Genomic DNA, 23,803 nt, shown 5'->3' with positions numbered 1-23,803 from the left:
CTGTTGGTTGGTTTTTTGATTGTTTTTCAGTGGGGGGATAAACCGATGGGGGGGGGCGGCGGGGGGGGGGGGGCCCCGCGCCCGGGCCCGGGCCCGGGCGCGCGACACGCTGCAGGCCTTCGACAGGCTGACCCGGGTGATCGACGGCCGGCGGCTGATCGCCCCCGATCCCCCGCTGCTGATGCCGTTGCGCGACCTGCTCGACGGCGACGCCCGCGGCGCCCTGGAGAAGGAGATCGCCCGGCTCGTCGAGCGGTACGGGCACACCCTGCAGCCCGACCGCCGCTTCCTGCTGGAGCAGTACCGGCTCGCCGACTGCGCGCGCAAGGTCGTCGGGGTCGGCAGCGTGGGCACCCGCTGCTGGATCCTGCTCCTGCTGGGCAAGGACGACGGCGATCCGCTGTTCCTGCAGGCCAAGGAGGCCGAGGAGTCGGTCCTGGCGCCCTACGCGGGCGCGGGGACGCACCGTACGCAGGGCGAACGGGTGGTCGCCGGGCAGCGCCTGATGCAGGCGACCAGCGACATCTTCCTCGGCTGGGAGCGCCTGTACGGCGTCGACGGGCGTCAGCGCGACTTCTACGTACGGCAGTTGCGCGACTGGAAGGGCATCGTGGTGGCCGAGGACCTCGTCCCGCGGACGATGACGCTGTTCGGGGAGGTGTGCGGCGCGACGCTGGCCAGGGCGCACGCGCGGTCCGGGGACCGGATCGCGATCGCGGCGTACCTGGGGGGCTCGGACGTCTTCGACCGGGCGGTCGCCCGGTTCGCCGAGGCGTACGCGGACCAGAACGAGCGGGACCACCGGGCGCTCGTGGACGCCGTCCGCGCCGGACGGGTCCGGGCGGAGACCGTCTGACGCATACGCGGTGGCGCGGCACGTCGTCGGGACGTCGTCACGGGCGCGACGGCGCCGGGCGGGGCGCCCGGCCGGGAGCGGGCGGGCGCCCGCCCCTGAGCGGCGGCAGCGGAGGGATGTCCGGCCCCTGCGGCAGCAGTTCGGCCACCACGAAGGAGACGACCACCGCGAGCACCACGACCGGCACCGACTCGGCGTTGCCGAGCAGCAGCACCACGAGCACCACGGTGCTCACCGGCAGGCGCATCGCGGCGGCGCCGGCCGCGGCCATGCCCGCCGCCATCGCCGGTACGACCCCGAACCCCGGCAGCGGGGCGGCCAGCAGGCCGGCGGCACCGCCCAGGAAGAGCGAGGGGAAGATCGGGCCGCCGCGCAGGCCGCCCAGGCACAACGCGTAGCCGGCGCCCTTGCACAGCAGCACCGCGACGAGGGCGCCGGCCGGCCAGAGGTGCGGGTCGGCGGCCATCCGCGCCAGCGTCGTCTGCCCGGAGGAGGCGACCTCCTCCGGGGTACGGCCGGTGGCCAGCGCATAGCCGGCGGCGCAGGCACCGGCGGCGAGCGCCAGGAGCACGGTGTGCGGCAGCGGCCGGCGGGAGACGAACACCGCGGCGGCCCTGCCGCCGGTGACGATCAGGTGCACGCCCGCTCCGACGGCCAGGGCGAGCAGCACGCCCCACACCACGTCGCCGGCGTCGAGCGTGGGCGGCCGGGGCAGGCCGATGTCGAGGTGGGACGTCTTCAGTCCCGTCCAGCGGCCGAAGCCGGTGAACACGATGTCGCCCACGCCGCTGGCGAGCAGGGCGGGCAGCATCACGGCGAACAGCTGGGGACCGCCGATCCCGGCCACCTCCATCAGGAGGACCCCGGCGACCACGGGGTTGCCGAAGATCGTGGCGATCGCCGCCGCCGAACCGGCCGCGCCCAGCAGCGCGTTGTTCTGCGGGGTCGCCGGCGAGCGGACCAGGTCGCGGAAGAGCAGGGCGAGTCCGCCGCCGAAGGCGATGAGCGGGGCCTCGGGGCCGAGCACCGCGCCCAGCGGCAGGCCGGCGAGGGCGGCGAGGACCACCCCGGGCAGCGCGGACGGGGTGATCCCGCCGGTGTGCAGGCCGCCCGCCGGGACGTGCCCGCCGCGCCCCGGCAGGCGGGTGACGACCAGGCCCACGACCACCCCGGCGAGGGTGAGCAGCGGCAGCGGCCACCACCACGGCGGCGTCCGCAGGCCGAACTGCCCGGGGAGCACCTGCCACAGCAGCCGCTCCAGTTCGTGCAGTGCGACGAGGAACCAGAAGGCCAGGAAGGACACCGGGATGCCGATCAGCGCGGAGAACACCAGGGTCCTGCGGTACGCCGGCCGGCGCAGCAGTTCGCGCAGTTGGTCCGCTTCCTGAGGCTGGTTCCCGGGGTGGCTGATCGCCGGCCTCCTCGCTCGCGAATGGGGCGGAACGGGTGATGTCCGGCGAGACTACCGACGCGGGGCCGCACCGAGGCGCAGGGCACGCTGGACGTTAGGGTGAGCCGACCGCGCGAGGAAGCGCGGCCCCGACGTATCTGGAGGTGCCATGGCCGCCCCCACCTGGGTCGCCGTGCCGGACGACTCCCCCTTCGGCGTCCACAATCTGCCGTACGGGGTGTTCACCACCGCGGACCGCCCGCAGGAACGCCGGATCGGCGTCGCGATCGGAGACCACGTGCTCGACGCGGGCGCCGCCGCCCGCGCCGCCGGTGCCGGGACGGCCGGGCCGGAGGCCGGGCTGCTGACCGCGCCGACGCTCAACCCGCTGCTGGCGGCCGGGCGTTCGGCGTGGACGGCGGTGCGGTCGCTGGTCACCGCGTGGCTGACCGACGAGGCCCACCGGCCGGCCGTCGAGCCGCACCTGCTGCCGCGCGACTCCGTCACGCTCCACCTGGCCTTCGACGTGGCCGACTACGTCGACTTCTACGCCTCGGAGCACCACGCCACCAACGTCGGCCGGATCTTCCGCCCGGACGGGGAGCCGCTGCCCCCCAACTGGAAGCACCTGCCGATCGGTTACCACGGCCGCAGCGGCACGATCGTGGTCTCGGGGACGCCGGTGGTGCGTCCCAACGGGCAGCGCAGGGGCGCCGGCCTCTCGGCCCCGTCCTTCGGGCCGTGCGAGCGGCTGGACTTCGAGGCCGAGCTCGGCTTCGTCGTGGGCGGCCCGACGGCGCAGGGCGAACCGGTGCCACTGGCGGAGGCCGAGGAGCACGTCTTCGGCGTCTGCCTGCTCAACGACTGGTCCGCCCGGGACATCCAGGCCTGGGAGACGGTGCCGCTCGGCCCGTTCCTGGGCAAGTCCTTCGCGACCTCCGTCTCCCCGTGGATCGTCCCCCTCGACGCGCTGTCCGCGGCGCGCGTCGACCCGCCGCCGCACGACGTGGGGATCCTGCCCTACCTGGACGACCGCGGCGCCGGGACACCGCCGCGCGGGCTCGACATCGCCGTGGAGGTCCGGCTGCGGGGCGAGGTCGTCTCGCGTCCGCCGTTCTCCACCATGTACTGGACGTACGCCCAGATGCTCACCCACATGACCGTGAACGGCGCCTCGTTGCGGGCGGGCGACCTCTTCGCCTCGGGCACCGTCAGCGGCCCGCTGCGCGAGCAACGGGGTGCGCTGATCGAGCTGACGTGGAACGGCGAGGAGCCGCTCGTCCTGGCGGACGGCACGAAGCGGACGTTCCTGGAGGACGGCGACGAGCTCGTCATCTCGGCGAGCGCCCCGGGCCCGGACGGCACCCGCATCGGTTTCGGCGAGGTCGCGGGCCGGGTGGTGGCGGGACCGGTACCCGCGTGAATTGACCTGCTCAGGGGTCTGTCCGAGTCCCGGGTCGGCGTGATCTCCTACGCCTGACGGCGCGGCGTCCGGCCACGGCACGCCGCGCCGTCGCGTACGCGCATCCGCCCGCCCGCCCGCCGCGACACGGCCCGGACCCGCAGGGGAGCCATGTCCGAGACGCTGCCCTCCGCACCCGACCAGGACGCCCGCCGCGCCTCCGGCCCGCCACTGCCCCGGCAGGTGCGGATCGGCTACGGCCTGGGGTCGCTGGGCACCGGCACCTTCGGCACGGTGCCGGGCCTGATCCTGCTCTACTACCTCACCAATGTGCTGGCCGTGCCGGCGGCCGTGGCAGGCGCGGCCGTCTTCCTGCCGAAGGCGTGGGACGTGCTGATCAACCCCCTGGTGGGCGCGGCCGCCGACCGCAGCCGGCTGCAGGGCGGTTCACGACGGCCGTTCCTGCTGGCCGGGGCGCTGACGCTGCCTCCGCTGTTCGCGCTGGTCTTCGCGGCGCCGCCGCTGCGCGGGGCCGCGGCCGCGGGCTACGTGGCGGTGTTCTTCCTGCTGGCCGCCACCGCCTACGCCGTCTTCCAGGTGCCGTACGTGACGATGCCGGCCGAGATGACGCAGGACCCGGACGAGCGCGCCCGCGTGCTGGGCTGGCGCGTGGGGTTCCTCGGGGTGGCGATCCTGCTGTCGGGGGCGCTCGCCCCGGCGGTCGCCCACGAGAACGGCGACACCCCCGCGAGCTACCGGCTGATGGGCGCGGTCGTGGCGGTGCTGCTGCTGGTGGGGATGCTCGGAGCCTGGCACTTCACCCGGCACGCGCCCTCGGTCGCCCGCAGCGAGTCGGAGGCGTCGCTGCGGGCGCAGTTGGCGGCGGCCCGGGGCAACCGGCCGTTCCTGTTCCTGGTGGGGATGTGGACGCTGCAGGCGCTCGCCGTGGGCGTCATGCTGGCCGGGGTCCAGTACTTCGCCACGTACACCCTGGGCGCGGCCGGGGCGGTCACCCCGCTGTTCGTCTGCATGATCGGCCCGCTGGTGCTGGTGATGCCGCTGTGGAACCGGCTGGCCCGGGCCCGTGGTGTGAAGTACGCGCAGTGGTGCGCCTCGCTGCTCTTCGTCGCCGCCGCCGCGCTGCTGTCCCTCACCCCGTACTCAGGGCCGGGCCTCGGCTACCCGGCGGTCGCGGCCGTGGGGATCGCCTACGCGGGGCTGCAGTTGCTGCCGCTGACGATGCTCGCCGACACCCTGGCCGCGGACGCGGTCCGTACCGGGCGGCGGCGGGCGGCCACCTTCACCGGGCTGTGGACGGCCGCCGAGACGCTGGCGTTCGCGCTGGGCGCCGGGGCCTTCGCGCTGGTGCTGGCGGTGAGCGGGTTCCGTTCCTCGGACGCCTCGCACCACGCCGACCAGCCGTACTCGGCCCTGGCGGGCATCACGGCCGGCATGAGCGTGCTGCCCGCGCTGCTCGCCGCCGCAAGCCTGTGGCTGCTCCACCGCTACCGCGAGGACCCCGCCGGTCCCGCCCCGCAGACCCCCGTCCGTACCGACCGGCCCGAGGACACCGACGACCATGACCAGTGAGCCCGTTCCCTCCCCCGCCCTCCCGCAGGGCCGTCCCGCCGGCGAGGTGCTGGCGCGGCTGGCCGGGCTGCGCGCGCAGGACGCCCCCACGCGCGGCGGCCGCACCTTCGCGTACGTCTACGACTCCGGGCTGTCCGGCGTGGACGAGCTGGCCGCCGCCGCGTACGCGGAGTTCGCCACCGTCAACGGGCTCGACATGACGGTCTTCCCCAGCGTCGCACGGCTGGAGAACGACCTGGTCGCCGCCGCCGTGGCGCTGCTGGGCACACCCGACGCCCAGGGCACCTTCACCAGCGGCGGCACCGAGTCCATCCTGCTGGCCGTGAAGACCGCCCGGGACCACGCCCGCGCGGTGCGCGGGGTGACCGCGCCCCAGCTGGTGCTGCCCTCCACCGCGCACGCCGCCTTCCACAAGGCCGCCGCCTACCTGGGCCTGGAGGCCGTGGTGGTGCCGGTGGACCGCGAGACCCTGCGGGCCGACGCGGCGGGCACGGCGGCCGCGATCACCGACCGCACGGCGCTGGTGGTGGCCTCGGCGCCCTCGTACGCGCACGGGGTGGTCGACCCGGTCGCGGAGATCGCCGCCGCGGCGGCCGGCCGGGGCGTGCTGTGCCACGTCGACGCGTGCATCGGCGGCTGGCTGCTGCCCCACCTGCGGCGCGCGGGGCGGGACGTGCCGGACTTCGACCTGTCGGTACCCGGGGTGACCTCGCTCTCGGTGGACCTGCACAAGTACGGCTACGCCGACAAGGGCGCGTCCGTGGTGCTCTACCGGGACGCGGAGCTGCGCCGCCACCAGTACTTCGCGCACGCGGGCTGGCCGGGCTACCCGGTGGTCAACCCGACGGTGCAGGGCACCAAGTCGGCCGGGCTCCTGGCCCAGGCGTGGGCCGTGCAGCGGCACATCGGCGAGGACGGCTACCGCGCGCTGGCCGAGCGCACCGCCGCGGCGGCCGACCGGCTGCTGCCCGGGCTGCGCGCGGTCGAGGGGGTGCGGGTGCTGGGCGATCCCCAGGCCGGGCTCGTCGCGTTCACGCTGCTCGGCGCCGACGGCGAGCCGGACCTGAGCCTGCTGCTCCACCTCGCCGACGAGATGCGCGAGCGCGGCTGGTACCTGCAGCCGCAGCTGTCCTTCGACGGGCTGCCGCCCAATCTGCACCTGACGCTGACCCCCGCGGCGGCCGGGCTGGTGGACGCCCTCCTCACCGACCTGGACGCGGCGTCGAAGGCGGCGCGCGCCCTGGAACCGGTGGCGGTGGACCCGGCGATCGCGCAGTTCGCGGCCGGGCTCGACCCGGACACCCTGGGCCCGGAGGAGGTCGAGGCCGTCCTGGCCTTCGCGGGCATGGGCGGCGGCGCCGCCCTGCCGCGCCGGATGGCCCCGGTGCTCGCGCTGCTCGACGCGCTGCCCGTCCCGCTCAAGGAACGGCTGCTGACGGAGTTCGTCGGCTCGGTCTTCCGCGTCTGACGGCCGCGGGCGGGTGGCGGGCCTTTGGCACCCTTTGGCCGGGAAGACCCGGACGGCGCCCGGGACGGCCGCACCTCGTGCGCGTCCGGGGAGTCCGCCGAGCGGGTCGGACCTGCCGGGCGGGAGCCTTCCCGATCAGCGGTCTAGACTCCGCATGCCATCCGCGGCTGGGGAGCCCTGGAACGTCCGAGGGGGCGACATGGTCTGGTCACGGCTGCGTCGGGGGCCGGCGGCGCCACTGCCGCCCTTGCCGGGCGTCTGCGCGTACCGTCGGCACGTCCTGGGGACCGAGCACTTGTCGTTCCGCACACCGGAGACGGCATTGGACGTCGTCGCTGTGCTTGCCGCCGCCGCGGACCCTGAAGCGCAGCAGTGGCTCGGTTCGGCGGAACACGAGGCGACTGCCCACCTGGCCGACGCCCGCATCCGAGAAGCCGTCCTGAATGTGCGTCCCGGTGACCCCGCCTCGCTCCGTGCGGCCCCGTGGACACGGAACATGCTGACGAAGTCCTTCGAGCCCGCTGGAGAGGGAGAGGTTCTCGTCGGTGTCCGCCGGGACGACGGCAGATACGCCGGGTGCATCCAACTGAACCCCGTCCTCCGGGAGATCGGCGGCTGGCTGGCACCCCATGCGCGCGGCACGGGACTGGGCGCGGAACTGTTCGGGGCAGCCCTGCTGCTCGCGCACACCCACTTCGGACTCCGGACCGTACGCGCCGGCTACGAGCCGACGAACACCGCGTCCGCTCGGGCACTCGCCGCCGCGGGCTTCGTCGCCGCCGACGGGCCGCCGACCCACACCCTGGAGAACGGCCGGGAGGTCGACGCGCTGTGGGTGCGGCACATGGCGACGGGCCGGGCGTCACGCTGCCGCGGTGCCCGGCCGTCGGCGCCGGACGAGCCCGCGGGCCGTCCGGCGTCATGACCGCGGCGAACCACCGGCCCCACCCCTGACCACCCCCACCCCTGACCAGCCCCCTGGCAGAGCCCTACCAGGGGCGTCGGCGGCGCGCGCCGCGCGGTGGTCAGCGGTCCCGGCCGCGGGGCCTGAGGGGGGTCGCGGGGAGTTCCGGGGCGAGGAGGCGGGCGCCGTCGTAGCCGTGCACGGTGCCGAAGGCGCTGCCGGTGTTCCACTCCTCGCGGGCCCGGGCGATCTCCTCCCCGCTGCGGGCGACGAAGTTCCACCACATGACGAGCTTCTCCTCGAACGGCTCGCCGCCCAGCAGCATCAGGCCCGCGGCGGAGTCGGCTCGCAGCGGCAGTCCGGTGCGGCCGCAGCCGAGGTAGAGCATGGAACCGGCCTCGACGGGGACGCCGTCGACGTCGGCGCGGCCGGACATCGACAGCACCGCGTACTCGAAGTCCCGCCGCAGCGGCAGCGTCACGTCGGTGCCCGCGGCGAGCGCGAGGTCGGCGCCGACGATGGGCGTGTGCACGGTGCCGGGCGAGGCCGCGCCGTCCAGTTCGCCCAGGACGACCGTGGCGGTCAGGCCGTTCCCGCCCCGCAGCACCGGCAGGTCGGGGTGGTGCTCGAAGGAGGGCTCGCGGTGCCGTGCCGCTTCCGGGAGGGCGACCCACAACTGGGCGCCGTGCAGGAGCCGGGCGTGCTCGCGGGGGGACTCCTCCGAGTGGGCGATGCCCCGGCCGGAGGTCATCAGGCCCAGTTCCCGCGGGCGGACGGTCCGCAGGCTGCCGAGGGTGTCGCGGTGCAGCACCTCGCCCTCGTGCAGCCAGCTGACGGTCTGCAGCCCGATGTGCGGGTGCGGGGGCACCTGCATGCCGGGCCGGCCGGCGATGTCGTCGGGCCCGTAGTGGTCGACGAAGCACCAGGCGCCGACCATGCGGCGGCCGAGGCCCGGCAGCAGGCGGCGTACGGCGGTGCTCTCGCCGAGCGGGACGAGGCGTCCGGTGAGGAGGTCGTGGACGGGCCGCGCGGACACGTCCTCGCGCCCGCCGCAGGTGGCGGGCGCGGGATGGACGTCGAGGTTGCTCATGGCGCGGTCACGTTCACGTCCTCGCGGCGCTGCCCGGGGACGAGCGCGGCAGGGATGTCGGCCTCCAGGCCGCGCAGGTGCTCGCCGAGTCCCTTGGCCTGGGGGTCGGGGCGGGTGGAGGCGGCGACGCCCTCGCCGAGCAGGCCGTGGACGACGAAGTTGAGGGCGCGCAGGTTGGGCAGTTCGTAGCGGCTCACGGGGAGCTTGGCGGTCTCCGGCAGCAGGGCGCGCAGCCGTTCGACGTCGAGCCAGTGGCGCAGCCAGGTGTAGGCGGCGTCGTCGCGGGCCCAGAGGCCGATGTTGGCGTCGCCGCCCTTGTCGCCGGAGCGGGCGCCGACGAGCAGGCCCAGCGGGGCGCGCACGGTGGGACCGTCGGCGGGCCGCCCGGGCGGGGCCGGGGGCTGCGCGGGGACGCGTACCGAGGTGGCGGGCGGACGCGGCACGGGGACGCGGGTGCCGTCCTGCAGCACCACCTCGGGGTGGACGAGGGCGGCGGGGACGAGGGCCGGCCAGTGGACGCCGTACTCGGTGGGCCGGGGCGAGAAGTGCTCCATGTGCAGCCCGGGCGCCGTGGACAGGCCGGTGCCGACGACGGCGCCGAACAGGGCGCGGCCGACCTTGTCCTGGTCGGGGTCCTTGACGGTGAGGGTGAGCCGGGCGCCGGAGGCGGTGGGCTCGGTGCGCAGGTCGTACGTGGCGAAGCCGGCCGGACCGCCGGTCGCGTCGAGCAGGGACGCCTCGGCGAACCGGGCCTTGGCCTCGATGTCGGGGCCGGTGAGCACGAAGGTGGCCGCGTTGCGGTAGCCGCCGTGGTGGTTGAGGCACACCTTGAGGGTGTCGGGGGCGGGTTCGCCGCGGGCGCCGGAGACCAGGACGCGGTCGGGGCCCTGCTGTTGCAGGGTCACGGTGTCGAAGCGGGTGACGACGTCGGGGTTGAGGTAGGCGGGGCGGTCGATCTCGTAGAGCAGCTGGGCGGTGACGGTGTCGACGGTGACCGCTCCGCCGGTGCCCTCGTGCTTGGTGATGACGCTGGAGCCGTCGGGCCGCAGTTCGGCGATGGGGAAGCCGGGGCGCACGGGCCGTTCGATCTCGGTGAAGAAGGAGTAGTTGCCGCCGGTGGCCTGGGCCCCGCACTCGATGATGTGCCCGGCGGTGACCGCGCCGGCGAGCCGGTCCCAGTCGTCGGTGGCCCAGTCGAACGCCCAGGCGGCGGGGCCGACGACGAGGGAGGCGTCGGTGACGCGGCCGCAGATGACGACGTCGGCCCCGGCGCGCAGGGCCTCGGTGATGCCCCAGGCGCCGAGGTAGGCGTTGGCGGTGAGCGGGCGCACGTCCGCGTCGGCGAGCGGGAGTCCGGTGGCCAGGTGGGCGAACGGGTGCCCCGCGCGCTGGAGTTCGGGCAGCCGGTCGATCAGGTCGTCGCCCTCCAGGTGGGCGACGGAGGGGTTCAGCCCGGCCAGGGCGGCCAGTTCGCGGAGCTTGCCGGCCAGCCCGGCGGGGTTGAGCCCGCCCGCGTTGACGACGATCTTGATGCCGCGGTCCAGGCAGGTGGCCAGGACGTCGCCCATCTGGGCGAGGAAGGAGAGGGCGTAGCCCGCCTCGGGGTCGCGCTGCCGGGCCTTCCAGAGCAGCAGCATCGTCAGCTCGGCGAGGTAGTCGCCGGTCAGTACGTCGATCGGGCCGCCCTCGACCATCTCGCGGGCGGCCGACAGGCGGTCGCCGTAGAAGCCGGAGCAGTTGGCGATGCGCAGGGTCTCACGTCGCTGGGTCATGTCCCTCGCCGTCAGCGGTGTCGGTGTTCAGATGTGGGTGGTGGTGGGTGGTGCTCGTGTGCGGGCTCAGGCGGCCGTCGCGCGCAGCGACTCGACGTGGCGGCGGATCTCCTCGGGCGAGAGGTAGATGTCGGTGACCTCGAAGTCCTTCAGCGCGGCCGGCCTGCGGGCCTGGAAGCCGGTGCGGACGAAGTCGTCCCCGGCGACGGCGTTGAGGAACCAGCCCGCGGCGGCGCGGAAGCGGGCGGGGAAGGTGCGCAGCGCGCCGAGGTGGTAGCCGCGGGCGACGACCTGGGCGGGGAGACCGCTGAGCGGGATGCCGAGGGGCTTGGAGACCGCCTCGACCCCGCCGAGGTCCACCACCAGGCCGAGGTCCCGGTGCCGGTACGGCCGGAGGGGGCGGCCGCGCAGCGCCGCGACCACGTTCTCGGCGACGGCCTTGCCCTGCCGCATGGCGTGCTGGGCGGTGGGCGGGCAGACCGCGCCGCCACCCACGTCGAGGTCGGGGACGGCGGCCGAGTCGCCGAGGGCGAAGACCCCGTCGGCGCCGGGGATGCACATCTCGGGGTCGGTGACGAGCCGGCCCTTGACGGTCTCGGTGCCGAGGGTGGTCACCAGGGGGCTGGAGACGACGCCGGCCGTCCAGATGAGGGTGCGGCAGGGCAGCTTGCGCCCGTCGGTGAAGGTCACGGTGTCGGGGGTGACCTCGGCGACGGACACGCCGAGCGAGACCTCCACCCCGCGCTCGCTGACGATCTGCATCGCCTTCAGCCCGAGCTTCTCGCCGAGTTCGGGCATCAGGCGGGGCGCGATGTCGATCAGGTGCCACTTGATGAGGCCCGGGTCGAGGCGCGGGTAGCGCTTGACCGCCGCCGTGGTCAGCCGCTGCAGGACGGCGGCCGTCTCGGTGCCGGCGTAGCCGCCGCCGACGACGACGAACTGCAGCCGCGACTCCCGCTCGGCCTGGTCCGTCGTTGCGGACGCCAGGTCCAGCTGTGCGATGACGTGGTCGCGGATGTAGGCCGCCTCGGCCAGGGTCTTCATGCCGCGGCCGTACTCGGTCAGGCCCGGGATGTCGAAGGTGCGGGTCACGCTGCCGGGGGCCAGCACGAGGTAGTCGTACTCCCTGACGAGCTCCTCGTCGGTGATCTTCTTGATGACGACGGCCTTCGCGGCCGGGTCGACCCCGATCGCCCGCCCGGGTATGACCTCGCTGCGGTGCACCATGCGGCGCAGCGGGACGGCCACCGCCTGCGGGGTGAGCACGCCGGCGGCGACATGGGGGAGCAGGGGCAGGTAGAGCTGGTGGCTCCAGGGCGTGACCAGGGTGATCTCGGCCTCGTCCTGGGTCAGCCGCCGCTCCAGCCGGTGCACGCACTCCATGCCCGCGAAGCCGCCGCCGACGACCAGGATCCTGGGTCGCTTCATCACTCGCCTCCCGTAGGACCGTTCGGGGCCCGATTCCCTACCCGCGGCGTGTGCGGATACGCCTCCGGCCACGCTCGCACACGCCTCGTCGCGGCGCGAACGGAGCGGCGGCGGCCCGTCCCGGAGCGGCACGCTACCGGCCCCGGCGTGCCTGGATGAAGGGTTCGGCGGGACCGGCCCGGGGAACCGGACGCGGGTCAGTGCGCGGGTCGCGCCGTCGCCCGGGGCGTGACCCGGCAGCGGGCGGGTCCGCGGGCCTGGAGGGTGATGCCGGCGCCGAGCGGTACGTCCTGGTCGACGGCCGTCAGTTCGTGGCCGCGCAGCAGCACGGCGAGGGCGAGCACCGACTCCAGCATGGACAGGTGCCTGCCGATGCACGCGCGGGGGCCGCCGCCGAAGGGGAGCCAGGCGTAGCGGTGGCGGGCGGCCTCCGCCTCCGGGGAGAAGCGGCCGGGGTCGAAGCGGTCGGGCTCCGTCCAGTGGCCGGGGTGGCGGTGGATCACCCAGGGGACGACGATGACGTCCGCGCCGGCCGGGACGGGGTGGCCCGCGACGAGGGTGGCGTCGACCGCGCACCGTCCGATGACGGGCGCGGCCGGGTAGAGGCGCATGGCCTCCTTGATGACCGCCGTGAGCCAGGGCAGGGCGTCGAGGTCCGCGGCGCCGGGCACGCGGTCGCCGAGCACCCGGTCGATCTCGTCCGCGGCCCGGGCCTGCGCCTCGGGGTGGCGGGCGAGCAGGTGGAGGGCGAAGGCGAGCGAGGTGGCGGTCGTCTCGTGCCCGGCGAGCAGGAAGATCAGCACCTGGTCGCGGATCTCGGCGGGGTCGAGGGGGCGGCCGTCCTCGTCCCGGGCGGAGGCGAGCAGGGAGAGCAGGTCCTGGCCGTCGCCGCCCTCCGCGCGGCGGCGCTCGATGATGTCCTCGCAGACCGCGTACAGCTCCGCGGTGGCGGCGGCCGCCCTCCGGTTGCGCGGGGTCGGCCAGTGCCGGGGGGTGCGCACCGGGGCGAAGCCGCGCCGCCGGATGTGGTCGTCGACGACCGGCATGCAGCGGCGGACGGCGTCGACGGCCGGCTCGACCGCGCCGCCGAACAGCACGCGGGCGATCGTGCGGAGGGTCAGGCCGTGCATGTCGTCCAGGACGTCGACGGTGCCGCCGGGCGCGGTGCGCCAGGTGCCGGCGAGGGCGGTCGCCTCGGCGGTGACGGCGGTCGCGTAGCCGTCGACGCACCGCGGGGTGAACAGCGGCTGCAGGAGCCTGCGCTGCCGCTGGTAGTCGGCGTCCTGGCTGGTGAGGAGCCCGTTGCCGAGCGACTGCCGGACCTCCTCGTAGAACGCGTTGTCCTTGCGGAAGCCGGCCGAGTCGGTGGCCAGCACCTGCTGGGCGCCCTCGGGTGAGAACACCGCGTACACCTCGGCGCGGAGTCCCGGCGGGCCCGCGGTGAGGCGGACGAGGTCGCCGTGGTCGCGCCGCGCGCGCTCGTAGGTGCCGAGGGGGTCGCGCAGCAGGTCCAGCAGGGACCCGAGGAGCGGCACCCCCGCAGGGCCCGGCGCCTTCGTGTGGGCGGTCGTCATGGTGCGATTGTGCGCCCGGTGCGGCGGCGACGGGGTCCGGGCCGGGAGTTTGGCCCGAACCCGCCCCGGGACCGATCATGGGGGCGCCAGGGGCAGCACGGGCCCGGGACGGACGGGAGGCACCATGGAGGACGCGCCGCGCTCGGCGGACGAACTGCTGGACGTCGTCGACGAGAAGGACCGGGTGGTCGGCCGCGCGACGCGCGGCGAGGCCACCGCGCGCGGCCTGCGGCACCGCTGCGTCTTCATCCTGGCCAGGGACGCCGAGGGGCGCGTGTTCGTGCACCGCCGCACCGCGCAGAAGCTGGTGTTCCCCTCGCTCCACGACATGTTCGTCGGCGGTGTGGTGGGGGCGGGCGAGGCGTACGACGACGCGGCGCTGCGCGAGGCGGAGGAGGAGCTGGGGGTGTCCGGTCTGCCGCGCCCGACGCCGCTGTTCAGCTTCCTGTACGAGGGGACGGGGGCGGCGGCGGGTCACACCTGGTGGTCCCGGGTGTACGAGGTGCGCTGCGATCTGCCGGTCGCGCCGCAGGCCGAGGAGGTCGCCTGGCACGACTTCGTGACGGAGGAGGAACTGGAACGCCTCCTGCCGGAGCGGGAATGGGTGCCCGACGGCCTGGAGGCCTGGGAGCGGCTGCGCGACTGGCGACGACGAAGGTGACGCTGATCAGCAGCGCCCAGGCGCCGAACTTGGCGAGGGAGACCGGCACCCAGCCGTGCTCCTGGTCGGGGTAGCGCCAGGCGCCCAGGTAGGTGGCGGCGTTCTCCGCGACCCAGAGGAAGAAGCCGATGAGGACGAAGGAGAGCGCGAGCGGCATCCGCAGGCGCGCCCCGTCGACGGTGAAGTGCACCCAGGTGCCCGCGGTGGCCCACAGCAGCAGGACGGCCAGCAGCCACCGCGCGTCGGGCAGCCAGTGGTGGGTGAAGAAGTTGAGGTACACCGCCGCGGCCAGGATCGTCATGGCCCGGCGGCGGTAGCCGGTCAGGCCCAGCTCGAACAGCCGCCAGGCGGCGCACACGTAGCTGCCGACGGCGGCGTAGAGGAAGCCACCGTAGAGCGGGACGCCGCCGAACTTGGTGAGCGCGGGTTCGGGGTAGCTCCAGGACCCCAGGTGCACCTTGACGAGTTCGAAGAGCAGCCCGACGGCGTGGCAGACCGCGATGACGGCGACGTCACGTCCGCGTTCCCAGCCGCAGGCCCAGAACAGCGCGCTGAGTGCGACCCCGTAGCAGAGCAGCAGGTCGTAGCGGGCGACGGGGAGCGGGGGCAGCAGCCGCGAGCCGGCCACGCCCGCCATCAGCGCGACGGCGAAGGCGCAGCAGCGCGCCTCCGTCCAGCCGAAGAGCACGAGCCTGCGGATGCCGGTGACGATCGGTCCCATGGGGAGGGGGACACCGCGGGACACCACCGTGGTTCCGGCCACATGCGGCCCGTTCCGGCCACGGTCGTGGGCGGGCGGCGCGGGCGGGCGGGCGGCCCGATCAGTCCAGGGAGCGCAGGGCGGTGGCGACGGCGTCGTCGACGAAGGCCCGGCCGAGGCGGGCCCGGCCGACGACGCGCAGGCCCTGGACGAAGGTGGTGAGGAAGCGCGCGAGCTCCACCGGCTGCTTGTCGGCGGACAGCTCCCCCCGGGCCCGCGCCTTCTCCAGTGCCGCCGCGAGGGCGGACTCCAGCAGGCGGAGGGTGACCGCGACCCGGTCCACGGTGCCGGGGTCGTCCCCGCGCTCGGTGGCGGCGTTGACCAGCAGGCAGCCGCGTTCCGGGTCCTCCAGGTCGGCCTCGACCATCTGCGTCAGCGCGGTGCGGACGGCGGGGCGGATCTCGTCGGCGTTCTCCAGCAGTTCCACGAGTCCGCCGGCGTACTGGGAGCAGTAGCGCTCCAGGGCGCGCGCGTAGAGCTTGTCCTTGGAGCCGAAGGCGGCGTAGAGGCTGCCGCTGCCGATGGAGAGCTCGGTCAGCAGGTCCTGGAGGGACGTCGCCGCGTAGCCGCGGCGCCAGAACAGGTCCATCGCACGGTCGAGGGCCTGGTCGAGGTCGAACTCCCTGGTGCGCGCCATGGCGCGAGCCTACCATTTCTGGATCAATTGTTACACTATGGCGTCCGCGGACCGTCCCTTCACGGCCCCGCCCAGGACGCGCCCGGCCGGACGGCGCTCGGTACTGTGGGGGCCGTGATCAAGCATGCGCGGGCCGCGTTCGGGGCGGTCGCCCTGTGGTTCGCCCCGGCGCGGGTGCGGGCCGAGGGGACGACGCCCGACTACCGCTTCTCGCTCGCCAACGAGCGGACCTTCCTCGCCTGGCTGCGCACCGCCCTCGCACTGGTCGGCGGCGGGTTCGCGGTCGACCAGTTCCTCCGGGACCTGCGCCGTCCGGTCCGGGTGACGCTCGCGGTGGTGCTGGTGGTCGGCGGGGCCATGTGCGCGGTCCGCGCGGTGAACCACTGGGTGCGCTCCGAGCGGGCGATGCGGCGCGGGGAGGACCTGCCGGTCTCGCGCTTCCCCGCCCTGCTGGCCGTGCTGGTGGCGCTGGTGGCGGTGGCGATGCTGCTCACGGCGGTGCTCGGGTGGGCGGGCTGATGACGGCCCCGGGCGGGGACACGGCGCGTGACCCGGGCCTGCAGCCCGAACGGACCCGGCTGGCCTGGCGGCGCACCACCCTCGCCTTCGCGGTGGCGGCGCTGCTGGCCGGGCGCGAGGCGCTGCTGCACGGGGTGTCCCCGGCCGGACTGCTGGGGCTCTCGCTGTGCGCGCTGGCGTGGCTGGCGTTCTCCGTCACCGCCCAGCGGCGGATCGCCGCCCTGAACCCGGCGCGACCCGCCGGAATGACGTACGGGACGGCGTCCTGGGCGCTGCTGTGCGTCCTGGTGCTCGCCGTCGCGGGCGCGCTGTTGGTGTTCCTCGGCCCGCGCTGAACGAGGACGCGGGAAGAGCTTGAAGAGTTCAAGCTAATCATTTACCATCTCAAGCTTTTGAGTACACTCGCAGACATGAGCGCCCCGACCGCCGCGACGACCGCGCAGCCCACCAAGATCGAGCTGCTGGAGCTGCTCGCCGCCATCGGCACCGCCCAGTGGCAGGACTTCGCCGCCGCTGCCGCCCGGCACGGGCTGACCTCCATGCAGGCCAAGGTGCTCGCCCAGCTGGGCGGCCCGGTGCCGATGCGCGGACTGGCCGAGCGGCTGGTGTGCGACGCGTCCAACGTCACCGGCATCGTCGACCGGCTCGAGGCGCACGGCTTCGTCCGCCGCGAGGTGAGCCCCACCGACCGCCGGGTCAAGAACGTCGTGGCCACCGACCTCGGGCGCGAGACCATCCGTCGCGTACGGGACGAGATGCAGGCCACCCACGGCGCCCTGGACACCCTGGACGAGGGCGAGCAGGCGGCCCTCTACGCACTGCTGGAGCGGCTGCGCCCGGTCATGGAGGCCCGCGGCAAGGACCGCTGACGCGCCCCGGCCCGGGCACGGGAACCGCCCCGGGCCCGGGAACGGGGACGGGAGCCGGTCGGCGCCAGGCCGCGCAGCGGGGCGACGAGGGCGCGGACCTCGCGGTCCGCGAAACCGGGCTCCCCCGCGATCACCCGCACCAGTTCCGCGCGCACCGGCCGTCCGCGACCCGCCTCGACCAGGGCCAGCGACTCGGCGAGCGCCGCGGGGAGGTCCGGTCCGTGCCAGGGCTCCGCGGCGTACGCGTCGAACCAGCGCGGCGGCGGGAAGGACGGCTGCAGTTTCGGCTGCGAGTCGCCGAAGTACGACCACACCACCGGGTGCAGCGACACCCCGGCGACGTGCCCGGACGGCAGGGAACGCGCCCAGCCGCCCGCGGTGTTCTGCTGCCAGCGCCAGGTGTTCGGGCTCGTCCGCCGGCGGGCCGTGACCCCGACGAAGCGCAGCTTGCGGCGGATCACCGGCCACGGCTCCCGGCTCTCGCTCACCCAGTCGGCGAGGGCCGCGAACAGCGCGTCGTAGGTGCTGCCCCCGGAGACGAGGTCGACCAGCGCCACCGGGCGGGTGCGGCGGGCCAGGGCGTGCGGCGCGAGGCCGGCCGCGGCCAGGTGCTCGCGCAGCCGGGCCGTGTGGGCGGGTGGCGGTACCGGGCGCAGCCGCAGCGACAACGGCAGGCGCAGCAGGCTCCCTTCCCGGGAGGAGCCCTCGAAGGCGCCGGTCAGCAGGTCGTACATGCTGTCCAGGGAGCGTCCGACGAAGCACAGGTCGGCGCCGCCGGAGCGGGCGAGCACCTTCCCCGCGCACAGGGTCAGTTCGGGCAGGAACCACAGGCGGGGGCGTGCGGCGCCCTCGGTGAGGGTGCCGAGCCGGTCCGGCGGCGCCCCGCCGGGGGCACGCGACAGCGCCCAGCGGTACGGCTGGGGCGGCGGGGCGGGCGGCGGAGGCGTCATGATCCCCAGTGCAGCACCCCGACTCCGCCCCGGTCACCTGGTTTTCGGTGCGCGGAAACGTTCCGCTTGACGTGTCTCGAACATAGAGTCGCCCTGGGCACCACGCGGTGCCGGGCGGGGTGAGGGAAAGGGCACACGGCGGTGAGGTGCGAGCGATGTTCCTGATCACCGGGATCCCCGCGTCGGGGAAGTCGACGGTGGCGCAGGCACTGGCCGAACGATTGCCCCGCTCGGCGCACGTCCGCGGCGACTCGTTCCGGCGGATGATCGTCGGAGGGCGGGCGGAGGCGCTGCCCGGCGACGGTTCGGGGGACGTCGCGGGCCTGACCGAGGAGGCGCTGCGGCAACTGCGGCTGCGGCACTCCCTGGCGGCGGCGAGCGCCGACGCCTATGCGGCGTCCGGGTTCACCCCCGTGCTGCAGGACGTCATCCTCGGCGACGAACTGCCGCGCACGATCGCCCTGTTGCGCACCCGGCCACTGCACGTCGTGGTGCTCGTGCCCTCCCCGGAGGCGATCGCCGCCCGCGAGGCCGGGCGGGCCAAACGGGCCTACGGCGCCTGGACGCCGGCCGACCTCGACCGCGCCCTGCGGGCCGGCACCCCGCGGATCGGCCTGTGGCTGGACACCTCACGCCAGACCCCGCAGGAGACCGTGGACGCCATCCTCCGCCACGTCGGACCCACCGGCTGACCCGGTCCCGGCAAGGGCGCGGCAGGGCGGCGGTCCGCGGGTCAGGGGGCCAGGACGTCCAGTTCGCGCAGCGCGCCGACGCAGATCTCGCGCATCAGGCGTTCCGCGGCCTCCGCGTCGCGGGCGCGGACCGCCTCGGCGACGCGCACGTGGAGGGTGACCGCCTCGGGGTCGGGGGCGCTGAACATGACGTGGTGCGCGGTGCGCCCGGTCAGCACCTCCGCGACGACGTCACCGAGCCGGGCGAACATCTCGTTGCCGGACGCGGTGAGCACCACCCGGTGGAAGGCCACGTCGTGCACCAGGTACTCGTCGAGGTCGGCGGCCCGCCCCGCCGCGGCCATCTCGGCGGCGAGGACGGTCAGTTCGCGGCACTGCTCCGGGGTCGCGGCGGTCGCCGCCAGACCGGCGGCCACGGGCTCGACCGCGGTGCGGAGCATGGTGAGCGAACGCAGCTGCCGGGGCCGATCCGCCCCGGCCAGGCGCCAGCGGATGACGGCCGGGTCGAAGACGTTCCACTCCTCGGTGCGGCGCACCGTGACGCCGACCCGGCGCCGCGACTCGACGAGGTGCATGGCCTCCAGGACGCGTACGGCCTCGCGGACGACGGTGCGGGAGACGCCGTAACGCTGCTCCAGTTCGTCGATGCGCAGCACCGTGCCCGGCGGGTACGCGCCCGAGGCGATGGCCGGACCGAGTTCCGCCAGGACACGGGCGTGCAGACCGCCGTGCTCCGCCTGCCGATCGATGAACCCGTCCATGGGCGACAGCCTATGCGGCCAACGCTTCGTGTGACGATTTGATGTCGGACCCTTGAATAAGTAGTACCTATGGCGTTTCCTGGGGCGGTCACGCGGACGAGGAGGTACCAGTGATGACCGAGGCAGGCCCGCGGGCCCCGCACCTTCCCCTGGTGGTGGTGATGGGCGTGTCCGGTTCCGGCAAGTCCACCGTCGGGGGGCTGCTCGCCGAGCGGCTGGGAGTCCCCTACGCCGAGGCGGACGACTTCCACCCGCCCGCGAACATCGCCAAGATGTCGGCCGGGCACCCGCTGGACGACGAGGACCGGGCACCCTGGCTCGACGCCATCGCGGCGTGGATCGTCGAGCGCGGTGAGCGCGGCGGCGTCGTCAGCTGTTCGGCGCTGCGGCGCCGCTACCGCGACCGGCTCCGCAAGGACACCCCCGGTCTGTTCTTCCTGCACCTCGACGGGTCCGAGGAGCTGATCGCCGCGCGGCTGGCGGCGCGGACGGAGCACTTCATGCCCGCGGGCCTGCTGCGCTCCCAGTTCGACGCGCTCGAACCGCTGGAACCCGACGAGGCCGGCGCCGTCGTCACCGTCGACGGCGACCCCCGGCGGATCACCGACCGCGCCCTGGCCGTGCTCCCCCACTGAGCCCGTCCTCCCCCGCCACCGTCCCCCCACCCCCTCCCCCCACGGAGTAGAAACGTGTCTGCACTCAGCGCCGAGTTGCTGGCCGCGGCCCCCGCGGCGACGGAACCGATCACCAGCGCGGGCGACACCCGCCTGGCCGTCGCCGCGCTCGCCGGCATCGCGGTGATCGTCCTGCTGATCACCCGCTGGAAGATGCACGCCTTCCTCGCCCTCACCATCGGCACCGGAGTCCTCGGTGCCGTCGCGGGCGCCCCCCTCGCCAAGACCATCGCCAGCTTCACCACCGGCCTCGGCTCGACCGTCGCGGGTGTGGGCGTGCTCATCGCGCTCGGCGCGATCCTCGGCAAGCTGCTCGCCGACTCCGGCGGCGCCGACCAGATCGTCGACACCGTCCTGGCCAGGACGGGCGAACGGCGGCTGCCCTGGGCGATGGCGCTGATCGCGGGCCTGATCGGGCTGCCGCTCTTCTTCGAGGTCGGCATCGTGCTGCTGATCCCGGTCGTGCTGCTGGTGGCCCGGCGCGGCAACCACTCCCTGATCCGGATCGGCGTCCCGGCGCTGGCCGGCCTGTCGGTGATGCACGGCCTGGTGCCGCCGCACCCGGGCCCGCTCGCCGCGATCGACTCCATCCACGCCGACCTCGGCACCACCCTCGCGCTCGGCGTGCTCGTCGCGCTGCCCACCGTCGCCATAGCCGGCCCGCTCTTCGGGCGGGTCGCCGACCGCTGGGTGAAGGTCACCCCGCCCGAGCACCTCACCCCCACCCGGGCCTCGGACGACCTGGACCAGCGCCCCGGCTTCGCCCCCACCGTGGCCACGATGCTGCTGCCGGTGGTGCTGATGCTCGGCAAGGCGCTGGTGGACGTCCTCGTGGACGACCAGGACAGCCTGGTCTTCCGGGTCTTCGACGTCATCGGCTCACCGCTGATCGCCCTGCTGTCCGCCGTCGTCCTGGGCATGTTCACCCTGGGCCGGGCGGCCGGCTTCACCAAGGAGCGGATCTCCACGACGGTGGAGAGGTCGCTCGGCCCGATCGCGGGCATCCTGCTGATCGTCGGCGCCGGCGGCGGTTTCAAGCAGACCCTCATCGACGCGGGCATCGGCGACATGATCCTCGGCTGGTCGGACGGCTGGAACATCTCGCCGCTGCTGCTGGCCTGGCTGATCGCCGTCCTGATCCGGGTCGCCACCGGCTCCGCCACCGTGGCCACCATCTCCGCCGCCGGTCTGGTCGCGCCGCTGGCCGAGGGGATGACCGGGACGCACGCCGCGCTGCTGGTGCTCGCCGTCGGCGCGGGCTCGCTGTTCTTCTCGCACGTCAACGACGCGGGCTTCTGGCTGGTGAAGGAGTACTTCGGGATGGACGTCCCGCAGACCCTCAAGTCCTGGTCCGCCATGGAGACCGTGATCTCCGTCGTGGGGATCGCCTTCGTGCTGCTGCTCTCGCTCGTCCTGTAGGCGTCACGGCAGCGGGGCGACGCCTCCACGTCGTCGCCCGTACGCCCTGCCCTGATACGTTCCATGCGTCTGACCAGGGAAAGGCGTCAAAATGTCACAGCTGCACACCGACCATCCGTTCACCGAGGAGATCGCCCCCGGGGTCCACGCCTACGTCCAGCCGGACGGGGGCTGGTGCCTCAACAACGCGGGCTGGGTGACCGACGGGGCCACGACGCTGCTGATCGACACCGCCGCCACCGAGCGCCGCGCCCTGATGCTGCGCGACGCCCTCCTCGCCTCCGGCGCGCCGATGCCCGCGCACGTGGTCAACACCCACCACCACGGTGACCACACCTACGGCAACAGCGTCTTCGCGGAGGGCGCCCGCATCGTCGGCCACACGGCGTGCGTCACCGAGCAGATCGCGGCCGGGCACCAGCTGCACGCGATCTGGCCGGACGTGGAGTACGGCGAGGTGCCGGTGGTCCCGGCGACGGTCACCTACGAGGACCGCCTCACCCTCCACGTCGGCGAGGAGGAGGTGCAGCTGCTGCACCCCGGCGTGGCGCACACCCTCGGCGACACGATCGTCTGGCTCCCGGGGCGCAAGGTCGTCTTCACCGGCGACCTGGTCTTCAACGGCGGCGCGCCGTTCGTCCCCATGGGCTCCCTCGAGGGTTCGCTGCGTGCCCTGGAGGTGCTGCGCTCGCTCGACGCCGAGGTCGTCGTGCCCGGCCACGGCGGCATCTGCGACCCCTCGGTGTACGCCACCGTCGAGGGCTACCTGCGCTTCGTGGCCGAGCTGGCGGCCGAGGGCCACAAGGCGGGGCGGACGCCGATGGAGGTGGCGCGGGCGGCCGACCTCGGCGGGTTCGCGACGCTGCGCGAGCCGGAGCGGCTGGTCGCCAACCTGCACCGCGCCTACGCGGAGCTGGACGGCCTGCCGCTCGGCTCGCCGCTGGACCTGCCGCCGGTGATCACCGACATGGCCGTGCTGAACGGCGGCCGGATCCCGGAGTGCCTGGCCTGAGGGCCGTGCGGGCCGCCCGTCGCCGGGTCACCAGCGGCGGGCGGCCCAGCCGGGCTCGGCCTTGCGCATGGCGGCGGCGTCGTCGCGCACGTGGAAGGTGCCGTCGTCCTCCAGCCAGCGGCGGTGCAGCGCGGCCAGGGCCGTCCGGTCCAGTTCGACCCCCAGCCCGGGGGCGTCGGAGACGGGCAGCCGGCCGCCGCGGAACTCGTGCCGGCGGGTGATGACGTCCTCGGTCTGCCAGGGGTAGTGCGAGTCGCAGGCGTGGTGGAGGTCCGGCACGGTGGCGGCGACGTGGGTCATGGCGGCCAGGCTGATGCCCAGGTGGGTGTTGGAGTGCATCGACAGGCCGACCCCGAAGGTGCGGCAGATCGCGGCCAGTTCACGGGTGTTGCGCAGCCCGCCCCAGTAGTGGTGGTCGGAGAGCACGATCTGGACCGCGTCCCTGGCGAAGGCCTCGGCGATCTCGGGGAAGGTCGTCACGCACATGTTGGTGGCGAGCGGCACGTCGGTGCCCGCGGACACCTCGGCCATCAGGGCGGTGCCGGTGGCCGGGTCCTCCAGGTACTCCAGGACGTCGCCGAGTTCCCGTGCCACGTGCAGCGAGGTCTCCACGGACCAGGCGCCGTTGGGGTCCAGGCGCAGCGCCTGCTCGGGGAAGGCCTGCGCGAGGGCCCGTACGGCGGCGATCTCCTGCTCGGGCGCGAACACCCCGCCCTTGAGCTTGAACGAGGTGAAGCCGTGCTCGCGCACCAGCCTGCGGGCCTGCGCGACCACCCCGGCGGGGTCCAGCGCGGCGTCCCAGTCGTCCTTCTCCCCGTGGCCGCCGGGGTGTTCGGCCCAGCGGTAGAACAGGTAGGCGCTGTAGTCGACGGTGTCGCGGACCTTCCCGCCGAGCAGGGCGTGCACGGGCAGCCCGAGCGCCTTGCCGAGGGCGTCCAGGCAGGCCACCTCGAAGGCCGAGACCACCGAGAGCAGCAGTTTGTCGGCGGTCTGGACGCCGCGCAGGCCGCCGGCGTCCACCGCGTCGGTGGTCTCCTCGGGGGGCGCGCACACCAGCGCCGCGAGGACCGGAAGGTTGTTCAGGTCGTCCACGCGGCAGCCCGGCAGGGCCTCCGCCAGCGGCCGCGCGAGTTCCAGGTAGCGGGTGTCGCCGTAGGTCTCCCCGACGCCGCTCACCCCGCCCGCGGTGGTCACCTCGACGATCAGGCGCGGGGTGTAGGGCTGGTGCACGCCCTGGGTGTTGAGCAGCGGCGGGTCGGAGATGAGGACGGGGGTGAGGCTCACCCCGGTGATCGTCAGATCCCTCTGCTGTGCCACGGCACGCCACCCCTCGCGTTCATATATGTGAATCCTGTGCGTCCACCAGAACGCGACC

Annotated in this window: 21 protein-coding genes and 2 pseudogenes; 13 read left to right on the top strand and 10 right to left on the bottom strand. The window is 74.5% G+C overall.

What is annotated here, in order from left to right:
• Positions 1–76: 76 nt before the first annotated feature.
• Positions 77–856 (top strand): annotated as a pseudogene (locus ABZ479_RS36515) (DUF2252 family protein); the annotation flags it as partial.
• 37 nt (positions 857–893) lie between these two features.
• Here ABZ479_RS36515 and ABZ479_RS36510 read toward each other — a convergent pair.
• Positions 894–2,186, bottom strand: a complete 1,293-nt coding sequence (locus ABZ479_RS36510; protein ID WP_500465571.1) for a chloride channel protein — start codon at positions 2,184–2,186, stop codon at positions 894–896.
• Positions 2,187–2,415: 229 nt separating this feature from the next.
• Here ABZ479_RS36510 and fahA point away from each other — a divergent pair, with 229 nt between their 5' ends.
• The 4 genes from fahA (at position 2,416) to ABZ479_RS36490 (ending at position 7,631) form a co-directional block, all read left to right on the top strand.
• Entirely contained in the window at positions 2,416–3,669 is a 1,254-nt protein-coding gene (fahA, locus tag ABZ479_RS36505) for a fumarylacetoacetase (RefSeq protein WP_500465570.1), read from the top strand.
• Between the two features lie 150 nt (positions 3,670–3,819).
• Positions 3,820–5,238, top strand: coding sequence for an MFS transporter (locus ABZ479_RS36500; RefSeq protein WP_500465569.1), 1,419 nt, complete (start codon positions 3,820–3,822; stop codon positions 5,236–5,238).
• Positions 5,228–6,706, top strand: a complete 1,479-nt coding sequence (locus ABZ479_RS36495; RefSeq protein ID WP_500465568.1) for a pyridoxal phosphate-dependent decarboxylase family protein — start codon at positions 5,228–5,230, stop codon at positions 6,704–6,706. Before ABZ479_RS36500 ends, ABZ479_RS36495 begins: the two co-directional genes overlap by 11 nt.
• Positions 6,707–6,860: 154 nt before the next feature.
• Entirely contained in the window at positions 6,861–7,631 is a 771-nt protein-coding gene (locus ABZ479_RS36490) for a GNAT family N-acetyltransferase (protein ID WP_500465567.1), read from the top strand.
• A 100-nt stretch (positions 7,632–7,731) separates the two neighbouring features.
• Here the strand turns inward: ABZ479_RS36490 and ABZ479_RS36485 are convergent, their stop codons facing one another.
• The 4 genes from ABZ479_RS36485 to ABZ479_RS36470 all read right to left on the bottom strand — a co-directional run bounded on the left by ABZ479_RS36485 (position 7,732) and on the right by ABZ479_RS36470 (position 13,474).
• Entirely contained in the window at positions 7,732–8,700 is a 969-nt protein-coding gene (locus tag ABZ479_RS36485) for a pirin family protein (protein WP_500465566.1), read from the bottom strand.
• Entirely contained in the window at positions 8,697–10,472 is a 1,776-nt protein-coding gene (locus ABZ479_RS36480; protein WP_500465565.1) for an acyclic terpene utilization AtuA family protein, read from the bottom strand. Before ABZ479_RS36480 ends, ABZ479_RS36485 begins: the two co-directional genes overlap by 4 nt.
• A 66-nt stretch (positions 10,473–10,538) precedes the next feature.
• Positions 10,539–11,900, bottom strand: coding sequence for an NAD(P)/FAD-dependent oxidoreductase (locus ABZ479_RS36475; protein ID WP_500465564.1), 1,362 nt, complete (start codon positions 11,898–11,900; stop codon positions 10,539–10,541).
• A gap of 197 nt (positions 11,901–12,097) precedes the next feature.
• Positions 12,098–13,474 carry a cytochrome P450 gene (locus ABZ479_RS36470; protein WP_500465563.1) on the bottom strand — a complete coding sequence of 459 codons (1,377 nt, stop codon included), beginning with the start codon at positions 13,472–13,474 and terminating at the stop codon, positions 12,098–12,100.
• Between the two features lie 124 nt (positions 13,475–13,598).
• On the opposite strand from ABZ479_RS36470, the gene ABZ479_RS36465 reads away from it, so the two are divergent.
• Positions 13,599–14,135 carry an NUDIX hydrolase gene (locus ABZ479_RS36465; RefSeq protein WP_500465562.1) on the top strand — a complete coding sequence of 179 codons (537 nt, stop codon included), beginning with the start codon at positions 13,599–13,601 and terminating at the stop codon, positions 14,133–14,135.
• Here the strand turns inward: ABZ479_RS36465 and ABZ479_RS36460 are convergent.
• Together ABZ479_RS36460 and ABZ479_RS36455 are read right to left on the bottom strand one after the other, a co-directional pair.
• Positions 14,083–14,856 (bottom strand): annotated as a pseudogene (locus tag ABZ479_RS36460) (DUF817 domain-containing protein); the annotation flags it as partial. The gene ABZ479_RS36465 and the pseudogene ABZ479_RS36460 overlap by 53 nt on opposite strands.
• 100 nt (positions 14,857–14,956) lie before the next feature.
• Positions 14,957–15,532, bottom strand: a complete 576-nt coding sequence (locus tag ABZ479_RS36455) for a TetR/AcrR family transcriptional regulator (RefSeq protein WP_500465561.1) — start codon at positions 15,530–15,532, stop codon at positions 14,957–14,959.
• A gap of 114 nt (positions 15,533–15,646) precedes the next feature.
• Here ABZ479_RS36455 and ABZ479_RS36450 point away from each other — a divergent pair, with 114 nt between their 5' ends.
• The 3 genes from ABZ479_RS36450 (at position 15,647) to ABZ479_RS36440 (ending at position 16,920) form a co-directional block, all read left to right on the top strand.
• Positions 15,647–16,051 (top strand): YidH family protein, encoded by a 405-nt coding sequence (locus ABZ479_RS36450; protein ID WP_500465560.1) that lies wholly within the window; start codon positions 15,647–15,649, stop codon positions 16,049–16,051.
• Entirely contained in the window at positions 16,051–16,386 is a 336-nt protein-coding gene (locus tag ABZ479_RS36445; RefSeq protein WP_500465559.1) for a DUF202 domain-containing protein, read from the top strand. Before ABZ479_RS36450 ends, ABZ479_RS36445 begins: the two co-directional genes overlap by 1 nt.
• Before the next feature lie 75 nt (positions 16,387–16,461).
• The gene (locus tag ABZ479_RS36440; RefSeq protein WP_500465558.1) at positions 16,462–16,920 is read left to right on the top strand and encodes a MarR family winged helix-turn-helix transcriptional regulator; all 459 of its coding nucleotides are present in this window, start codon (positions 16,462–16,464) and stop codon (positions 16,918–16,920) included.
• Here ABZ479_RS36440 and ABZ479_RS36435 read toward each other — a convergent pair.
• Positions 16,863–17,870, bottom strand: coding sequence for a hypothetical protein (locus ABZ479_RS36435; protein ID WP_500465557.1), 1,008 nt, complete (start codon positions 17,868–17,870; stop codon positions 16,863–16,865). The two genes, ABZ479_RS36440 and ABZ479_RS36435, sit on opposite strands and share 58 nt — an antisense overlap.
• A 155-nt stretch (positions 17,871–18,025) precedes the next feature.
• Between ABZ479_RS36435 and ABZ479_RS36430 the strand changes: the two genes are divergently transcribed.
• Positions 18,026–18,562, top strand: coding sequence for an AAA family ATPase (locus ABZ479_RS36430; protein WP_500465556.1), 537 nt, complete (start codon positions 18,026–18,028; stop codon positions 18,560–18,562).
• 41 nt (positions 18,563–18,603) lie between these two features.
• On the opposite strand, the gene ABZ479_RS36425 is transcribed toward ABZ479_RS36430, so the two are convergent.
• On the bottom strand, positions 18,604–19,323 hold the full coding sequence (locus tag ABZ479_RS36425; protein WP_499603685.1) for a FadR/GntR family transcriptional regulator: 720 nt from the start codon (positions 19,321–19,323) through the stop codon (positions 18,604–18,606).
• A gap of 113 nt (positions 19,324–19,436) precedes the next feature.
• Here ABZ479_RS36425 and ABZ479_RS36420 point away from each other — a divergent pair, with 113 nt between their 5' ends.
• The 3 genes from ABZ479_RS36420 to ABZ479_RS36410 all read left to right on the top strand — a co-directional run bounded on the left by ABZ479_RS36420 (position 19,437) and on the right by ABZ479_RS36410 (position 22,428).
• Positions 19,437–19,958, top strand: a complete 522-nt coding sequence (locus tag ABZ479_RS36420) for a gluconokinase (protein ID WP_500465555.1) — start codon at positions 19,437–19,439, stop codon at positions 19,956–19,958.
• A 54-nt stretch (positions 19,959–20,012) separates the two neighbouring features.
• On the top strand, positions 20,013–21,416 hold the full coding sequence (locus tag ABZ479_RS36415) for a GntP family permease (protein WP_500465554.1): 1,404 nt from the start codon (positions 20,013–20,015) through the stop codon (positions 21,414–21,416).
• A gap of 91 nt (positions 21,417–21,507) precedes the next feature.
• Positions 21,508–22,428, top strand: coding sequence for an MBL fold metallo-hydrolase (locus ABZ479_RS36410; RefSeq protein WP_500465553.1), 921 nt, complete (start codon positions 21,508–21,510; stop codon positions 22,426–22,428).
• Positions 22,429–22,455: 27 nt separating this feature from the next.
• Here ABZ479_RS36410 and ABZ479_RS36405 read toward each other — a convergent pair whose 3' ends face one another.
• On the bottom strand, positions 22,456–23,745 hold the full coding sequence (locus ABZ479_RS36405) for a glucarate dehydratase family protein (protein WP_500465552.1): 1,290 nt from the start codon (positions 23,743–23,745) through the stop codon (positions 22,456–22,458).
• Positions 23,746–23,803 lie beyond the last annotated feature (58 nt).

The organism is Streptomyces sp. NPDC005722 (assembly GCF_040630935.1).
Lineage (GTDB): Bacteria > Actinomycetota > Actinomycetes > Streptomycetales > Streptomycetaceae > Actinacidiphila.
The sequence above is the reverse complement of the archived record's forward strand: the minus strand, read 5'-3'. Positions and strand labels throughout refer to the sequence as shown.

What these genes read in the sequence shown, in the direction of transcription:
- ABZ479_RS36470 (WP_500465563.1), bottom strand. Translation starts at nt 13,474, where the DNA reads ATGACGACCGCCCACACGAAGGCGCCGGGCCCTGCGGGGGTGCCGCTC.
- ABZ479_RS36435 (WP_500465557.1), bottom strand. Translation starts at nt 17,870, where the DNA reads ATGACGCCTCCGCCGCCCGCCCCGCCGCCCCAGCCGTACCGCTGGGCG.
- ABZ479_RS36420 (WP_500465555.1), top strand. Translation starts at nt 19,437, where the DNA reads ATGACCGAGGCAGGCCCGCGGGCCCCGCACCTTCCCCTGGTGGTGGTG.
- ABZ479_RS36440 (WP_500465558.1), top strand. Translation starts at nt 16,462, where the DNA reads ATGAGCGCCCCGACCGCCGCGACGACCGCGCAGCCCACCAAGATCGAG.
- ABZ479_RS36485 (WP_500465566.1), bottom strand. Translation starts at nt 8,700, where the DNA reads ATGAGCAACCTCGACGTCCATCCCGCGCCCGCCACCTGCGGCGGGCGC.
- ABZ479_RS36455 (WP_500465561.1), bottom strand. Translation starts at nt 15,532, where the DNA reads ATGGCGCGCACCAGGGAGTTCGACCTCGACCAGGCCCTCGACCGTGCG.
- ABZ479_RS36425 (WP_499603685.1), bottom strand. Translation starts at nt 19,323, where the DNA reads ATGGACGGGTTCATCGATCGGCAGGCGGAGCACGGCGGTCTGCACGCC.
- ABZ479_RS36480 (WP_500465565.1), bottom strand. Translation starts at nt 10,472, where the DNA reads ATGACCCAGCGACGTGAGACCCTGCGCATCGCCAACTGCTCCGGCTTC.
- ABZ479_RS36475 (WP_500465564.1), bottom strand. Translation starts at nt 11,900, where the DNA reads ATGAAGCGACCCAGGATCCTGGTCGTCGGCGGCGGCTTCGCGGGCATG.
- fahA (WP_500465570.1), top strand. Translation starts at nt 2,416, where the DNA reads ATGGCCGCCCCCACCTGGGTCGCCGTGCCGGACGACTCCCCCTTCGGC.
- ABZ479_RS36410 (WP_500465553.1), top strand. Translation starts at nt 21,508, where the DNA reads ATGTCACAGCTGCACACCGACCATCCGTTCACCGAGGAGATCGCCCCC.
- ABZ479_RS36490 (WP_500465567.1), top strand. Translation starts at nt 6,861, where the DNA reads ATGCCATCCGCGGCTGGGGAGCCCTGGAACGTCCGAGGGGGCGACATG.
- ABZ479_RS36445 (WP_500465559.1), top strand. Translation starts at nt 16,051, where the DNA reads ATGACGGCCCCGGGCGGGGACACGGCGCGTGACCCGGGCCTGCAGCCC.
- ABZ479_RS36465 (WP_500465562.1), top strand. Translation starts at nt 13,599, where the DNA reads ATGGAGGACGCGCCGCGCTCGGCGGACGAACTGCTGGACGTCGTCGAC.
- ABZ479_RS36495 (WP_500465568.1), top strand. Translation starts at nt 5,228, where the DNA reads ATGACCAGTGAGCCCGTTCCCTCCCCCGCCCTCCCGCAGGGCCGTCCC.
- ABZ479_RS36430 (WP_500465556.1), top strand. Translation starts at nt 18,026, where the DNA reads ATGTTCCTGATCACCGGGATCCCCGCGTCGGGGAAGTCGACGGTGGCG.
- ABZ479_RS36500 (WP_500465569.1), top strand. Translation starts at nt 3,820, where the DNA reads ATGTCCGAGACGCTGCCCTCCGCACCCGACCAGGACGCCCGCCGCGCC.